Genomic DNA, 15254 nt, shown 5'->3' with positions numbered 1-15254 from the left:
GGAGGCGGGCCGCCGGGGGCAGGATGGGGCCCATGCCGATCACGATTCCGCAGGTCCTGGCCACCGGCGCGCTCGCCCGCGGCCCTCAGCCCACCATCGAGGCCGAGGGCGGCCTCGTCCTCAGGCCCTGGCGGGACGACGACGTGCCCGCCGTGTACGCGGCGTTCCGCGACCCTACGATCCAGCGCTGGCACGCCCGCGTCGCGGAGTCCGAGGACGAGGCGCGCGGCTGGATGAACGAGTGGCGGGACGCCTGGGACGTCGAGCAGAGGGCCAGCTGGGCCCTCGCCGCGGCGGACACCGGCGAGGTGGTGGGCCGCACGGCGCTGCGCTACCTGTCTCTGCACGAGGGGCTGGCCGAGGTCGCGTACTGGGTCCTGCCCGCGGCGCGGGGCGCCGGTGTCGCCCCGCGCGCCGTCGCCGCGCTGTCCCGCTGGGCGCTCGACGAGATCGGCTTCCACCGCCTCGAACTCCAGCACGCCGTCGGCAACATGGCGTCCTGCCGGGTCGCCCTCAAGTCGGGGTTCGCCCTGGAGGGCACGAAGCGCAGCGCGCTCCTGCACGCGGACGGCTGGCACGACTGCCACCTCCACGCGCGCGTGCAGGGCGACCGCCGACCGGAGGCGTGACGCGGCCGTATCGGGCGCACCCCCACCGGATCCCCGCGCCGAGGTCCGCGCCTCTTGTGCACCCGCCTCATTCGCGATACATCGTGTGTTGACGCCGATGGTCTATCGCGATATGTTCGGCTACGGATATTCGGATACGGGGTGTCGGGTGCGAGGGGTGAGGTGAGGTCCGTGGCCACGAAGCGGCGCAAGCTGGGCAATCCGCTGGCCCTCGCGGTGATGGTGCTGCTCATGGAGAAGCCCATGCACCCGTACGAGATCGCGCAGACCCTGCGCCGGCGTGGCAAGGACACCACGACGAAGATCAACTACGGCTCGCTCTACACGGTCGTCCAGAATCTGGAGAAGCACGGCTTCGTCGAGGTCGCGGACGTGCAGCGGCAGGGGAACCGGCCGGAGCGCACGCTCTACGGGATCACCGACGACGGCCGGGAGGAAGCGCTCGAGTGGCTCTCCGACCTGCTCGCCGTGCCCGCGCGGGAGTACCCGATCTTCGAGACGGCGCTCTCCCTCATGGGGGTCATACACCCCGACGAGGTGACGCGACTGCTGGAGGAGCGCCTCGCCTCGCTCGAGGTCCAGGCGGCGAGCGCACGCGGTGGACTCATGAAGCTGTACGAGACGCTGCCGCGGATCTTCCTCGTGGAGACCGAGTATCAGCTGCACATGGTCGAGGCGCAGGCCGAGTGGATCCGGGGCTTCCTGCGGGAGGTCAAGGACGGCACGCTCGACGGCGTCGGACAGTGGCGGACGTTCCACGAGACCGGTGAAATCCCTCCGGAATTCGCCGAGTTGGAGGAAACCCGCCCCGACCGGTGATCCACACGGAAGCCGGTGGCCCGTGCGTGAGCCGGTGACCCACTCGGAAGCCGGTGGGGCTCGGCCGCAGGAAGAGAAGAGGGACCCGGAGAGAAGCAGGCCGAGAGAGACAAACAGACCCCGGCAGGACTGTTGCAGCAGTCCCGCCAGGGTCTCGAACCCCGGACCGACCCACCGTGCGGCGAGCCAGGCGATCGAGGTGCGGCACACCCAGGATAGCCCGGCGCTCTTCACGTGGATCGGCCGTCATCCGCTCACACCCGCGAGCGGATCCACCGTCGTCCGCTCACACAGGAGAGCCGTCGTCATGAGCACCCGTGCGCCCGCAGTGCAGGCGCGTCAACTCGTCAAGACCTATCCCGGCGATGTCACCGCGCTCAGCGGCATGGACATCTCCGTGGAACCCGGCACCGTCTTCGGCCTGCTCGGCCCGAACGGCGCAGGGAAGTCCACCACCGTCAAGATCCTCACCACCCTCGCCCGCCCCGACTCCGGGACCGCCACCGTCGCGGGCCACGACGTGCTGCGGCACCCCGACCGGGTGCGCCGCGCCATCGGTGTCGTCGCCCAGAAGTCCGGCGCCGACCCCGTCGCCACCGGCCGCGAGAACCTCCAGCTCCAGGGCAGGCTCTACGGCCTGCGCGGAGCGGACCTGAACCGGCGCGTTGCCGAACTCCTCGACCGCTTCCGTCTCTCCGACGCCGCCGGACGCCAGGTCAAGGGCTACTCGGGCGGCATGCAGCGCCGCCTCGACGTGGCGCTCGGCCTCGTCCACCGGCCCGAGGTGCTCTTCCTCGACGAGCCCACCACCGGCCTCGACCCGGAGGCCCGCACCGCGATGTGGGACGAGATCGCGCGCCTCGCGGGCGACGAGGGCCTGTCCATCCTGCTCACCACGCACTACCTCGAAGAGGCCGACCGGCTCGCCGAGCGCATCGCCGTCGTCGACCGCGGCCATGTCGTCGTCGAGGGCACCCCCGACGGCCTCAAGGGTGAACTGCGCGGGGACGCCGTCCACCTGGAGCTGTACGCCCCCGTCCCGGACGCGGGCCGCACGCTGCTGGAGGGCGCGCTCGCCGCGCTGCCGGGCGTGCGCGAGACCCAGTTCGACGGCCGGCGCGTCAGTGTCCGCGCCGACGACGGGGCCGCCGCCGTGCCCGCCCTGCTCGGCGCGCTGGAGCGGGCGGGCGTAGCGGTCACGGCCGCCACCGTGGCCCGCCCCTCGCTCGACGACGTCTATCTCCGCTACGCAGGCCGCCGCTACTCCGAGGCGCAGGCCGCCACCCTCGACGCGTCCGCCGCCGACGCCCTCGCCCCCGCCGGAGGTGCCCGATGAGTACCGCGATCCCGCAGACCTGGTTCATGACGCAGCGTCAGCTCATGGTGTTCCTGCGTCAGCCCGCGTATCTGCTGATCACCCTGATCCAGCCGGTGGTCTGGCTGTTCCTGTTCGGCAACCTGTTCAAGAAGGTCGTCGAGCTGGGCGGGTTCGGGACCACGACCTATCTCGACTACCTCATCCCCGGCGTCGTCGTGATGAGCGCGCTCAGCTCCAACATGTGGGCGGGCATGGCGACGCTCGACGAGATCCAGCGCGGCACGCTCAACCGGTTCCTCACCACACCGGTGAGCCGAGGCGCCCTGATGAACGGCAATGTGGTGAGCAACGGTCTGGTCACCGCGCTCCAGTCCGTCGTCATCGTGCTGCTCGGCCTTCTCGGCGGGGCCGAACTGCCGGGCGGGGCGGGCGGAGTGCTCATCCTCGTCGCCGCCGCGGTGCTCCTCGGCACGGTGTTCGGCGCGCTGTCGAACGCGCTGGGCATGCTGGTCAGGGAGCGGGAGTCGATCATCGGGATCAACACGTTCCTGTTGCTCCCGCTGACCTTCCTGTCCTCCGCGTTCATGGCGCCGTCGCAGATGCCGTCGTGGATGCGGCACACAGCCGACTTCAACCCGCTCAACTGGGCGATGGTCGCGGGCCGTTCGGCGATGTCCGACCACCCGGACTGGAGCGACGTGCTGACCCGCGGCGGGGCGCTCCTCGTGCTGGCCGTCGGGGCGGTGTGGCTGTCGACCCGCACCTTCCGCTCGTACCAGCGGTCCGTCTGAGCACGACGCCTGGGAGGCGCTCCCTCCGCGGGGGCGCCCCGGGCGGAGCGGGAGACAGCCCTAGGCCGTCTCCTGCTCCGCCTCCACCTGTGCGTTCCACTCCCGCTTCGAGGCCTGCCAGCCGTCCTCGTTGTGACCGAGGCGCCAGTACCCGGAGATCGAGAGGTCCTCGCGCGGGATCTCCCGCTCGGTGCGCAGATGGCGGCGCAGCTCCTTCACGAAGCCCGCCTCGCCGTGCACGAAGGCCTGCACCCGGCCGGCCGGGAACGCGAGCCCGCGTACGGCCTCCACCAGGGCCTCGCCCACCGGCCGGTCGCCGCGGTGCAGCCAGACGACCTGCGCGGCGGAGTCGATCTTCTGCTCCTCGGTGGCGTCGGAGACCTCCACGAACGCGTGGGCCACGGCGCCCTCGGGCAGCGCCTCCAGGGCGGCCGCGATCGCGGGCAGGGCGCTCTCGTCACCGGCGAGCAGATGCCAGTCGGCAGCCGAGTCCGGGGCGTAGGCGCCGCCGGGGCCGGCCAGATGCACGCGCGCTCCCGGCTGTACGTCCCGCGCCCAAGGGCCGGCGATGCCCTCGTCGCCGTGCACCACGAAGTCGAGCGTCAGCTCGCGCGCCACCGGGTCCCAGGCGCGCACGGTGTACGTACGCGTCACGGGCCACTGCTCGCGCGGCAGCTCCTCGCGGATCCGGCCGAGGTCGAACGGCTCGGGGTAGATGACGCCGTCGAGCGGGAACTGCAGCTTCACGTAGTGGTCGGTGCAGCCGCCCGCGGCGAACGCGGCGAGGCCGTCCCCACCGAGGACCACGCGCTGCATGTGCGGGGTGAGCCGCTCGGTGCGCAGGACCTCGCCCCGGTGCGCCGTCGGCTTCCTGCGTTCCGGACGTTCCGCCATGGCGGCCTCCCCTGAAGATCACTGGGTACTTAGGTTTACCTAAGTTAACACTCAGCGCTCAAGGGTGGTGAGCAGCCGCTGCAAAGATCCGCCCAAGCCCCAGCGCTCCGCGAGCTTGTCGAGGGCCGCGGGATCGCGCGCTTCACGCGGCAGCGCCGTGTCCACGTCCGGCAGGGGCACGTCCGCTGCGACCCGCACGACCGTCGGCGCGACAGCGATGTACGGCCGCGACTCGTCCAGGCGCTTGCGCTGCGAGGGCGTCAGCTTCGACTTCGGGTCGTCGACGGCGGCCATGATCCCGGCCAGGTCCCCGAACTGCGCGAGCAGCTTCGCCGCCGTCTTCTCGCCGATGCCGGGCACGCCCGGCAGGCCGTCGCTCGGGTCGCCGCGCAGGAGGGCCAGATCCACGTAGCCGGAGCCGTCGACGCCGTACTTCTCGCGCAGCAGTTCCTCGTCGGTGACCTGGAGGGTGCCGACGCCCTTGAGGGGGTACAGGACGCGGCGCTCACGCGCGTCGTCGACGAGCTGGAAGAGGTCGCGGTCGCCGGTGACGATGTCGACCGGACCGGTGGCCCGCCCGGTGAACGTGCCGATGACGTCGTCCGCCTCGTACCCCTCGACGCCCACGCGCGCGATGCCCACCGCGTCGAGCACGTCCTCGATGATCGGGACCTGGGGGGAGAGGGTGTCGGGAATCTCTTCCGTATAGGAACCGTCCCGCCCGGTCTCGGTCTCCTGCGCGACGCGATGCGCCTTGTACGAGGGGATCAGGTCGACCCGCCACTGGGGCCGCCAGTCCGCGTCCATGCAGGCCACCAGTGAGTCGGGGTGGTGGTCGTGCACGAGCCGGGTGATGAATTCGAGCAGGCCGCGCACCGCGTTGACCGGCGTCCCGTCAGGGGCCTTCACGGAGTCGGGGACACCGAAGTAGGCCCGGAAGTACAGGGACGCGGTGTCGAGCAGCATCAGGCGATCGGTTCGCTGGGTCACGTTCCACATCCTGCCGCACGGCACCGACAGCCACCGCTTCGCCAGGATGTGGCGGATCCGGTTCCGGAAGTGAACGCAATGTGAACTGGAACACTCTTCCGTTTGATCTGCATAAGTGAGGGCAGGCGCGCCCCCGGAGCGAACCCGGTCCCTCATTCAACCAATGGATGTGTTTCCGGCCCGCGAGCGGACCTCGCATCGCTCCACGGCCCGCCGGCGGGGGAGGCGGGCCGTCATGGTTCTACCCGAGAGGTGTATGTGTCCACGCTGCAAGCCGAAGACCTGTACAAGGTGTTCGGCAGACGACCCGATGAAGCGGTGGAGAAACTCCGCCACGGAGCAGACCGTGAGGAACTGCGCGCCGGCGGCACCACCGCTGCCGTGATCGACGCATCCTTCACCGTCGAGCCGGGCCAGATCTTCGTCGTGATGGGTCTGTCGGGCTCCGGCAAGTCCACGCTTCTGCGCATGCTGAACGGACTGCTCGAGCCCACGGCCGGGCACGTCCGCTTCGACGGCCAGGATCTGACCGCGCTCAGCCCCCGCGACCTGCGTGCCGTGCGCTCCAAGAAGATCAGCATGGTCTTCCAGCACTTCGCGCTCTTCCCCCACCGCAGCGTGCTCGAGAACGCCGCGTACGGCCTCGAGGTCCAGGGAGTCCCCCGCAAGGAGCGCGAGCAGCGCGCCGTGGAGGCGCTGCGCCTGGCCGGTCTCGCCGGCTGGGAGAAGTCCTGGCCCGACGAGCTCTCCGGCGGTATGCAGCAGCGCGTGGGCCTGGCCCGCGCACTCGCCACCGACGCGGACCTGCTCCTCATGGACGAGTCGTTCAGCGCGCTCGACCCGCTGATCCGCCGCGACATGCAGGACCAGCTCCTCGAGCTCCAGAAGACCCTGAAGAAGACCATCGTCTTCATCACCCACGACCTGAACGAGGCCATGCGCCTGGGCGACCGCATCGCCGTCATGCGCGACGGCCGCATCGTCCAGATCGGCAGCGCCGAGGACATCCTCGTCACGCCGGCCAACGACTACGTCGCCTCGTTCATCCAGGACGTGGACCGCTCCCGCGTACTGACCGCGGGCGCCATCATGACCGCCCCCGAGAAGGGGTACGACCCGGCCGACGCGCCCGCGACGGTCACCGAGGACACCCCGGTGATCGAGCTGTTCACGCCGTGCTCCACGGACGGCGTCGCCGTCGCGGTGACCGACAAGAGCGGCAAGCTCACAGGTGTCGTGACGCGGGAACGGCTCCTCGCCGTCCTCGGTGAGCCGATGAAGCCCACCGCGCAGACCTCCATGACGAAGGCTCCGAAGGGCGCCGTCCCCACGCCGCGTGGCGAGGGCGACGAGCCGGTGAAGAAGGTGAGCACCGGTGCCTAGGATTCCCTTCGGTGACTGGGTCAACGACGTCGTCGAGTGGCTGCTCAGCAACGCCGCGTGGCTCTTCGACTTCTTCAAGAACGTCTTCAACGGTGCCTACGACGGCATCAACTGGGTCCTCCAGGCCCCGCAGCCGCTGATTCTCGCGGGCATCTTCGCGGTGGTCGCCTTCTGGCTGCGCGGCACGGTGGCCGGTGTCCTGACCTTCGTGGGATTCGCGTTCATCGACTCCCTCGAACTGTGGGACCACGCGATGATGACGCTGTCGCTCGTCCTCGTGGCGACGATCATCGCGCTGGTCATCTCGGTGCCGGTCGGCATCTGGGCGGCCCGCTCCAGCCGGGTCAGCGCGGTCGTGCGCCCGGTCCTGGACTTCATGCAGACGCTGCCCGCGATGATCTACCTCATCCCGGCCATCCTGTTCTTCGGCTCGGGCGCCCCCGCCGGCATCGTCGCCACCCTGATCTTCGCCCTGGCCCCCGGCGTCCGTATGACGGAGCTGGGTATCCGGCAGGTCGACAAGGAACTGGTCGAGGCCGCCGACGCGTTCGGTGACACCCCGCGCAACACGCTGTTCCGCGTCCAGCTGCCGCTCGCGCTCCCGTCGATCATGGCCGGCGTCAACCAGGTCATCATGCTGGGCCTGTCCATGGCCGCCATCGCGGGCATGGTCGGCTCCGAGGGCCTCGGCGCCGACGTGAACGAGGCCATCGGCCAGCTGAACGTCGGCCTCGGCTCCGAGTCCGGCGTCGCCATCGTGATCCTCGCGATCTACCTGGACCGCATGACCAGCGCGCTCGGCACCCAGGCGTCCCCGATGGGCCGCCGCGCGCTCGCCAAGGTGCGCGCCGCGCACGGGCTCACGGTCTGGAACTACCGCCCGCGGCCCGAGGTCGCGGTCGTCGGTGTGGTCATCCTCGCGCTCGTCGCGGGCGGCATGGGCATCTTCGGCGGTTCGAAGAGCGAGAACCCCGTGGCGGACGCGTCCGACGTCGGCCAGGGCAAGAAGATCTCCATCGGCTACATCCCGTGGGACGAGGGCGTCGCCTCCACCTTCCTGTGGAAGGAGATCCTGGAGCAGCGCGGCTTCGACGTGCAGGCCAAGCAGCTCGACGCGGGTCCGCTCTACACGTCGCTGGCCTCCGGCCAGATCGACTTCGAGACCGACTCCTGGCTGCCGACCACGCACGCGCAGTACTGGAAGAAGTACGGCAAGCAGCTCGACGACCTCGGCGCCTGGTACGACCAGACGTCCCTGGAGCTTTCGGTGCCGGCCTACATGAAGGGCATCGACTCGCTCGAGGACCTCAAGGGGCAGGCCTCGAAGTTCGACGGCAAGATCACCGGCATCGAGGCGAGCGCCGGCGAGATGAGCCTGCTCAAGAGCAAGGTGCTCAAGGAGTACGGCCTCGACAAGGAGTACAAGGTCGTCGACAGCTCCACGCCGGCGATGCTGGCGCAGCTGAAGCGCGCGTACGCCAAGAAGCAGCCGATCGTCACGACGCTCTGGTCCCCGCACTGGGCGTACAACGACTACAAGCTGAAGAAGCTCAAGGACCCGAAGGGTGCCTGGGGCAAGGGTGACGGCGTGCACACGCTGTCCCGCAAGGGCTTCGCCGACGACAACCCCGAGGTCGGCAAGTGGCTCAAGGACTTCAAGCTGACCGAGAAGCAGCTCACGAGTCTCGAGGCCGAGATCAACAAGGCCGGCAAGGGCAAGCAGCAGGACGCCGTCAAGACCTGGCTGAAGGCCAACCCCGGCGTCGTCGACAAGCTGGCCCCGGTCAAGAAGTCGTCGACGGCCGGCGGCAAGGGCGAGGCCGCCCGTCCGGTGAACGTCGCATGGTTCCCCTGGGACGAGGACGTCGCGGTCACCTACCTGTGGAAGCGGGTCCTCGGCGACCGCGGCTACAAGCTCAACCTGAAGCAGATGGACGTCGGCCCCGTCTACACGGGTCTCGGCTCCGGCGACCTGGACGTCAACTTCGACGCCTGGCTGCCCTATGCCCAGAAGAACTACTGGGACAAGCACAAGGACAACCTGACGGACCTGGGCTCCTGGTACAGCCCGACGTCCCTCGAGATCGCCGTGCCGTCCTACGTGAAGGGCGTCAAGTCCCTCGAGGACCTCAAGGGCAAGGGCTCCACCTTCGACGGCAAGATCATCGGAATCGAGCCGGGCACCGGCGAGATGAACCTGCTGAAGAAGAACGTCCTGCCGGGCTACGGCCTGGACAAGGAGTACAAGGTCGTCGACGGCTCCACGCCGGCGATGCTCGCCGAGCTGAAGCGCGCGTACGCCAAGAAGCAGCCGGTCGCCGTCGTGCTCTGGTCGCCGCACTGGGCGTACAGCGAGTACAAGCTCAACAAGCTGACCGACTCCAAGAAGCTCTTCGGTGAGGGCAACACGATCCGCACCATCGCCAACAAGAGCTTCCCCTCGAAGTACCCGCAGCTCACGAAGTGGTTCAAGAACTTCAAGATGAGCGAGAGCGAGCTGGGCAGCCTCGAGGCGGAGATCAAGAAGCGCGGTCAGGGTCACGAGGAAGAGGCCGTGGACGCGTGGCTGAAGACGCACGAGGGCGTCGCGGACCGGATGGCTCCGCAGTAGATCCCGAGTACGTTCAGAAGTAGTTCCGACACGCGTGGGCGGCCGGTGTTCAGCACCGGCCGCCCACGCGCGTTCCGCCGCTCACATGAAACCGTCGGGCGAACCTGCGTAGGGTGCAAGGAGCCGAGCAGGTGACGACGCGCGGGAGGCAGCCGGAGCGATGGACGAACACAAGGAGACTCTTCGGGTGGGCGCGGCCGTGCGGCGCAGGCGCCGGGCCCAGGAGCTCACCCTTGCCACCGTGGCCGAACGCAGCGGCCTGTCCGTCCCTTTCCTGAGCCAGATCGAGAACGAACGCGCCCGGCCGAGCCGGCGCTCCCTGGAGAAGGTGGCCGACGCGCTCGGCACCACGGCGGTCGAGCTCCTGGCCGCCGCCGACCCCGCCCACACCGTGGACCTGGTGCGCGCGGACGACACCACGGTCGCCGAGGACGCGTCCCCCGAATCGGTCGTGCGCTCGCTCGTCCGCGGCCATCACCAGCTGCACGCCGAGGAGTTCATCGGCGACCACGACCCGGGCCGCGAGTTCCAGCTCCGCAACGACGTGCTCATGTACGTCACCGAAGGCGCCGTCGAGGTCGAGGCCGAGGGCAGGGCCTATCGGCTGGGCCACGGTGACAGCCTGTACCTGACCGGTGGCGTACGGCACCGCTGGCGGGCCACCGCCGCGGACGCGCGCGTGCTCGTCGTCGCGGTCGCCGAACACATCGAGGCGCGGGACGAACCCGGGCGGTGACCGTGTCCCACGGCCCACGCGTCGTCTCCCTCGTCCCCTCGCTGACCGAGGCGGTCGCCGTCACGCTGCCCGGAGCCCTCGTCGGTGCCACGGACTGGTGCACACACCCGGCGGACCTCGGCAGCGGTCTCGTGCGGATCGGCGGCACGAAGAACCCCGACGTCGAACGGATCGTCGCCCTCGCCCCCGATCTGGTGATCGCCAACGAGGAGGAGAACCGCGCGCCCGACCTCGCGGCCCTGCGCGCCGCGGGACTCGACGTCCTCGTCACCGAGATCCGCGATCTGCCGGGCGCGCTGCGTGAGCTGGAGCGGGTCCTCAGGGCCTGCGGCTCTCCCGGCCGGCCCCGCTGGCTGGACGAGGCCGCGGCGGCCTGGGACGGGCTGGAGCCCCCCACCCGGCGGCTGCGGGCGGCGGTGCCGGTGTGGCGGCGCCCCTGGATGGTGCTCGGCAGGAACACCTTCGCCGGTGACGTGCTCGCCCGGCTCGGCGTGGACAACGTGTACGCGGACCACGGCGAGCGCTACCCGCGCCTGGCGGCCGACGAACTGCGCTCGGCGGACATCGACCTGGTGGTGCTGCCCGACGAGCCGTACCGCTTCACGCGCGACGACGGGCCCGAGCAGTTCCCGGTGCCCGCCGCGCTCGTCAGCGGGCGTCATCTCACGTGGTACGGGCCGTCGTTGACGCAGGCGCCGGCTGTGCTGCGCGCGGCGCTGCGAGCAGCTCGCCGCTGATCAGGCCGCGGACCGTGGGCACGGCGGCGAAGGCCCAGGCGGCGACGAGGGCGGCGTACAGGACGACCGCGAGCACGTCGTACACCGCGAGCCCCGTGTGCTTGGCGAGGCCCTCCGCGCCGGTGACACAGGTGCCGATGGGGAAGGTGAACGCCCACCACGTCATCGAGAACCGCATGCCGCGGCGGCGGGCCCGCACCACGAGCGCCGCCGCGAGCGCCAGCCACAGCAGCGCGAACCCCATCACGGGGACTCCGAACAGGACGGCGAAGACGCCGAACCCCTGGGCGTACGGGGCCGGCAGGACGCCCGGCGCGGTGTCCGCGAACTTGTTGACGGCGGTCGTCGACTGGCCGAGGGGGCCGAGCACGAGGAACAGCGCGGGCGTGAGCATCAGCGGCAGAGGTCCCGCCGTCACCAGGCGCGCGAAGATCACCGGAAGCATCACCGCGGTGGCGATCAGGCTGAGCCCGAACATGGCGACACAGGCGACCAGCATCGTCTGCTGCCACTGGCCCGACGGGAGATGCGGCACCAGGAGCGGGCCGACGGCCGCGGACACCATGGGCGCCACGACGGGGAGCAGCCACACGGGGGACGCCTGACCCGGCTCGATCCGGTGCCTGGCCACCATCAGGTACGGGACGGCCACCGCCGCCACGAGCCCGATCACCGTCCCCGCCGTGAACAGCACCGTGTCCAGGGCGACGGCCGCCCGCGTCCCGATCCAGTCCTGGCCGACGAGCATCGTGCCGCCGCCGACGGCGAGCAGTGCCATCGCGAGGCAGCCGTAGAAGGGGGCCACGCCCGGGTCGAGCAGATGTTCCTTGGCGCGGTCGCTGTGGTGCGTCCAGTGCAGGGCGCGGGCCGTGAGGAGGACGAGGAGCGCCACGAGGGACAGTGCCCACATCGCGGTGCACAGGGCCCGCAGGCCCGGAACGTGTACGGGGAGTGCGGCGCCCGCGTTCGCGATGATCGCGGTACCCATCACGGACGCGTACCAGTTGGGACCGAGCTGGCGCACGGCGGGACATCGAAGGGACGGGATACGGGCCGTTGTGAGCGGCTGGGCGGCGGTGACCATGGACCCACGGTCGCGCCGGGCCGGTCCCCCCACCAGGGACCATGCCTCTATGAGGGCATAAGCTGGATTTATGAGTGGCGATACGGCGGGTGCGGCGGACGGTTCCACGACGGGTGCTGGGCTCGCCCACCGGGTCCCGGACCTCGGCGCCCTGGAGCTCCTGCTCGCCGTGGCGCGGCTCGGCAGCCTGGGCCGCGCGGCCCGCGAGACGGGCATCACGCAGCCCGCCGCCAGCAGCCGCATCCGCTCCATGGAACGCCAGCTCGGGGTGGCCCTGGTCGACCGGTCACCGCGCGGCTCACGGCTCACCGACGCGGGCGCGCTCGTCACGGACTGGGCGCGGCGGATCGTCGAGGCGGCGGCGGCCTTCGACGCCGGGGCGCAGGCGCTGCGCGACCGCCGTGACTCGCGGCTGCGGGTCGCCGCGAGCATGACGATCGCCGAGTACCTGCTGCCGAACTGGCTGCTCGCGCTGCGCGCGGAGCGCCCCGACACGGCGGTGTCGCTCCACGCGGGCAACTCGGCGGCGGTCGCGGAGCGCCTCCTGTCCGGCGACGCGGACCTCGGCTTCGTCGAGGGCCTCGCGGTGCCCGCGGGTCTGGACGCCACGGTCATCGCCCACGACCGGCTCATCGTGGTCACCGCCCCCGGACACCCGTGGGCCCGACGCAGAAAGCCGCTGTCGGCCGATGAGCTGGCGGCGACCCCGCTCATCCTGCGCGAGCGTGGCTCGGGCACCCGGCAGGTCCTCGACGCCGCGCTCGGCGGCCTGGCGCGCCCCCTCATCGAGCTGTCGTCGACGACCGCGGTGAAGGCGGCGGCGGTGAGCGGCGCGGGCCCCTCCGTCCTGAGCGAGCTCGCGGTCGGCGAGGAACTCGCCGCCCGCAGGCTCGTCGAGATCCCGCTCGAAGGCGTACGGCTGCGCAGGGACCTGCGCGCGGTCTGGCCGACCGGGCACCGGCCGGTGGGGCCGGCCAGGGAACTGCTCGCGCTCACGCGAGGGCCGGCCTGAGCGTCGCCCCTGACGTCAGGAGCCGCCCCGCGCCGCCGCGCGGATCAGGCCGCCCATGACCCGTGCGTCCTCGCCCATCTCGGGGTGCCACTGCACGCCCAGTACCCAGGTGAGGCCCTGCAGTTCGACCGCCTCGACCGTGCCGTCCGCCGCGTGGGCCGACGCGACCAGACCCCGGCCGAGCCGGTCGACCGCCTGATGGTGGTACGTCGGCACGTCCGACTCCTCGGGCACCAGCTCGCCGTACCGCGTCCCGGGCACGGGCGTCACCGCGTGCGTCCCGAAGACGCCGATGTCCTTGACGTGCCCCTCGATGTGCTGGGTGAGCGTGCCGCCGAGGGCCACGTTCAGGAGCTGCATGCCCCGGCAGATGCCGAGCAGCGGCTTGCCGGACGCCAACGCGGCGCGGATCAGGGCGAGTTCCCACGCGTCCCGCTCGACCGCGGGCGGCCCCGTGCGGTCCTCGCGCACGGCGCCGTACCGGCCCGGTTCCACGTCGGGTCCGCCCGCGACGACGAGCCCGTCGAGCCGGGCGACCACCGAGGGCGCGTACGCGGGGTCGTCCGGCGGCACCATCGCGGCGAGGCCGCCGGCGGCCTGCACGAGCCGCGGGTACCCGGCGGGCAGCAGCGCTGCGGGCAACTCCCACACGCCCCAGCTCGCCTTCGCCTCCAAGTAGGTGCTGACCCCGATCAGCGGCCTGCCCATCATGTGCCCGTGCTCCCTCGCCATGGTCAGTCCCGTTCCAGTTCGGCCTCTGCCGCCGCGAGCGCCGCGAACTCCTCCTCGGGGGCCCGCGCCACCAGATGCCTGCGGCTGTAGGCCCCGAAGTACCCGATCGCCACCGCGTACACCCCGAGCGCGATCAGCGCCGCCGTCACGTCCACCAGGAAGGTGGCGACCAGCGCCGCGCACGCGAGGACCAGCGCCACGGAGGACGTGAGCACACCGCCCGGAGTGCGGTACGGCCGCTCGAGGCCCGGTTCGCGGCGCCGCAGCACGATGTGCGACAGGGACATCAGAGCGTACGAGATCGTCGCGCCGAACACCGCGACGTTCAGCATGCGGGCACCGTCCCCCGTCGCGGCCGCCAGCGCGAAGCCGATCGCGCCCGGCACGAGCAGGCCGAGGTAGGGCGCCTTGCGCCGGCTGGTGAGCGACAGGAAGCGGGGGAGGTAGCCCGCGCGGGAGAGCGCGAAGAGCTGGCGCGAGCCCGCGTAGATGAGCGAGAAGAACGACGCGACCAGGCCCGCGAGCCCCGCGTAGTTCACGATGCGGCTCAGCGCGGTCGCCCTGCCGCCGGGCTGGAGCGCCTCGACGAGCGGGTTGCCGGCGTCCTGGATCGCGGCCGAGCCGCGCGCCCCCGACGAGGCGAGGAACGTCAGGACGGCGAGCACCACGAGGATCGCCATGGACCAGCGGATGGCGCGGGGCAGGGTGCGTGCCGGGTCCTTGGTCTCCTCGGCGGCGAGCGGCACGCCCTCCACGCCCAGGAAGAACCACATGCCGAACGGGAACGCCGCCCAGATCCCCAACAGACCCATGGGGAGACAGGAGTTGGCCCCGAACGCGCCCGTGTCCACGGGGATGTCGTTGAGCTTCGACGCGTCGAAGTCGGTGAACGCGGCGACCGCGAAGACGAGCAGCGCCGCGACGGCGATGCCGGTGACGACGAAGCTGAAGCGCAGCGCCTCGCCCACGCCCCACAGGTGGATGCCGATGAAGACGAGGAAGCAGGCCAGGTGGACCGGCCAGCCGGAGGTCAGGCCGAACAGGCCGAGCGACTCGACGTAGTCGCCGATGAAGATGGAGATGGCGGCCGGCGCGAGGACGTACTCGATGAGGATCGCCGTGCCGGTGAGGAAGCCGCCCCAGGGGCCGAGGGCGCGGCGAGCGAAGCCGTAGCCGCCGCCCGCGGTGGGCAGCACCGAGGACAGCTCGGCCAGGGAGAACACCATGCACGCGTACATGACGCCCATCAGGGCCATCGCGATCCCGAGGCCGCCGAAGCCGCCCTGCGCCAGGCCGAAGTTCCAGCCCGAGTAGTCGCCGGAGACGACGTACGCGACGCCCAACCCGGTCAGGAGCAGCCAGCCCGCGCTGCCGCGGCGCAGCGTTCTGCGTTCCAGATAGTCGTCCCCCGTATCACCGGTGGGGCGGGTGTTCTGGGTGTCCAAGGTCATGGCGCGGGCTCCCCGTCGTACGGTGGATGCTCAATGGAATGGATCCATACCTTTGCGGGGAGCGCGC

Annotated in this window: 14 protein-coding genes; 9 read left to right on the top strand and 5 right to left on the bottom strand. The window is 71.1% G+C overall.

Translation table 11 applies throughout. The annotated features are described in order from the left end of the window. The first annotated feature begins 32 nt into the window (after window positions 1–32). The 4 genes from LGI35_RS11295 to LGI35_RS11280 all read left to right on the top strand — a co-directional run bounded on the left by LGI35_RS11295 (window position 33) and on the right by LGI35_RS11280 (window position 3557). The gene (locus LGI35_RS11295; protein ID WP_227293743.1) at window positions 33–629 is read left to right on the top strand and encodes a GNAT family N-acetyltransferase; all 597 of its coding nucleotides are present in this window, start codon (window positions 33–35) and stop codon (window positions 627–629) included. Between the two features lie 171 nt (window positions 630–800). Beyond that, window positions 801–1448 (top strand): PadR family transcriptional regulator, encoded by a 648-nt coding sequence (locus LGI35_RS11290; protein WP_227293742.1) that lies wholly within the window; start codon window positions 801–803, stop codon window positions 1446–1448. A 307-nt stretch (window positions 1449–1755) separates the two neighbouring features. Continuing rightward, a complete protein-coding gene (locus LGI35_RS11285; protein WP_227293741.1) occupies window positions 1756–2784 on the top strand; it encodes an ATP-binding cassette domain-containing protein in 1029 nt (342 codons plus the stop codon). Beyond that, the gene (locus LGI35_RS11280; RefSeq protein WP_227293740.1) at window positions 2781–3557 is read left to right on the top strand and encodes an ABC transporter permease; all 777 of its coding nucleotides are present in this window, start codon (window positions 2781–2783) and stop codon (window positions 3555–3557) included. Before LGI35_RS11285 ends, LGI35_RS11280 begins: the two co-directional genes overlap by 4 nt. A 60-nt stretch (window positions 3558–3617) precedes the next feature. Here the strand turns inward: LGI35_RS11280 and LGI35_RS11275 are convergent, their stop codons facing one another. Together LGI35_RS11275 and LGI35_RS11270 are read right to left on the bottom strand one after the other, a co-directional pair. Beyond that, window positions 3618–4451 (bottom strand): siderophore-interacting protein, encoded by an 834-nt coding sequence (locus LGI35_RS11275; protein WP_227293739.1) that lies wholly within the window; start codon window positions 4449–4451, stop codon window positions 3618–3620. Window positions 4452–4502: 51 nt separating this feature from the next. Further along, window positions 4503–5450 carry a 5'-3' exonuclease gene (locus LGI35_RS11270; protein WP_227293738.1) on the bottom strand — a complete coding sequence of 316 codons (948 nt, stop codon included), beginning with the start codon at window positions 5448–5450 and terminating at the stop codon, window positions 4503–4505. A gap of 249 nt (window positions 5451–5699) precedes the next feature. Here LGI35_RS11270 and LGI35_RS11265 point away from each other — a divergent pair, with 249 nt between their 5' ends. The 4 genes from LGI35_RS11265 (at window position 5700) to LGI35_RS11250 (ending at window position 10908) form a co-directional block, all read left to right on the top strand. After that, a complete protein-coding gene (locus tag LGI35_RS11265) occupies window positions 5700–6824 on the top strand; it encodes a quaternary amine ABC transporter ATP-binding protein (RefSeq protein WP_227293737.1) in 1125 nt (374 codons plus the stop codon). Next, the gene (locus LGI35_RS11260) at window positions 6817–9435 is read left to right on the top strand and encodes an ABC transporter permease/substrate binding protein (RefSeq protein ID WP_227293736.1); all 2619 of its coding nucleotides are present in this window, start codon (window positions 6817–6819) and stop codon (window positions 9433–9435) included. The genes LGI35_RS11265 and LGI35_RS11260 overlap by 8 nt, the downstream gene beginning before the upstream one ends. 160 nt (window positions 9436–9595) lie before the next feature. Further along, a complete protein-coding gene (locus tag LGI35_RS11255; RefSeq protein ID WP_116503174.1) occupies window positions 9596–10171 on the top strand; it encodes a helix-turn-helix domain-containing protein in 576 nt (191 codons plus the stop codon). After that, on the top strand, window positions 10168–10908 hold the full coding sequence (locus LGI35_RS11250; protein WP_376218797.1) for a helical backbone metal receptor: 741 nt from the start codon (window positions 10168–10170) through the stop codon (window positions 10906–10908). The genes LGI35_RS11255 and LGI35_RS11250 overlap by 4 nt, the downstream gene beginning before the upstream one ends. Here the strand turns inward: LGI35_RS11250 and LGI35_RS11245 are convergent. After that, complete coding sequence (locus tag LGI35_RS11245; RefSeq protein WP_227293735.1) at window positions 10835–11992, bottom strand: TDT family transporter; 1158 nt, start codon at window positions 11990–11992, stop codon at window positions 10835–10837. The two genes, LGI35_RS11250 and LGI35_RS11245, sit on opposite strands and share 74 nt — an antisense overlap. A gap of 70 nt (window positions 11993–12062) precedes the next feature. Here LGI35_RS11245 and LGI35_RS11240 point away from each other — a divergent pair, with 70 nt between their 5' ends. Continuing rightward, on the top strand, window positions 12063–13004 hold the full coding sequence (locus LGI35_RS11240) for a LysR family transcriptional regulator (protein ID WP_116503178.1): 942 nt from the start codon (window positions 12063–12065) through the stop codon (window positions 13002–13004). Window positions 13005–13019: 15 nt separating this feature from the next. Here LGI35_RS11240 and LGI35_RS11235 read toward each other — a convergent pair whose 3' ends face one another. Together LGI35_RS11235 and eat are read right to left on the bottom strand one after the other, a co-directional pair. After that, complete coding sequence (locus LGI35_RS11235; RefSeq protein ID WP_227300267.1) at window positions 13020–13712, bottom strand: gamma-glutamyl-gamma-aminobutyrate hydrolase family protein; 693 nt, start codon at window positions 13710–13712, stop codon at window positions 13020–13022. A gap of 26 nt (window positions 13713–13738) precedes the next feature. Continuing rightward, a complete protein-coding gene (gene eat, locus LGI35_RS11230) occupies window positions 13739–15187 on the bottom strand; it encodes an ethanolamine permease (protein ID WP_227293734.1) in 1449 nt (482 codons plus the stop codon). Window positions 15188–15254: the final 67 nt, after the last annotated feature.

The sequence above is a fragment of the Streptomyces longhuiensis genome, from assembly GCF_020616555.1.
Taxonomy (GTDB): domain Bacteria; phylum Actinomycetota; class Actinomycetes; order Streptomycetales; family Streptomycetaceae; genus Streptomyces; species Streptomyces longhuiensis.
Note: the sequence above shows the minus strand (reverse complement) of the source record. Positions and strands in the feature narration are given on the sequence as shown.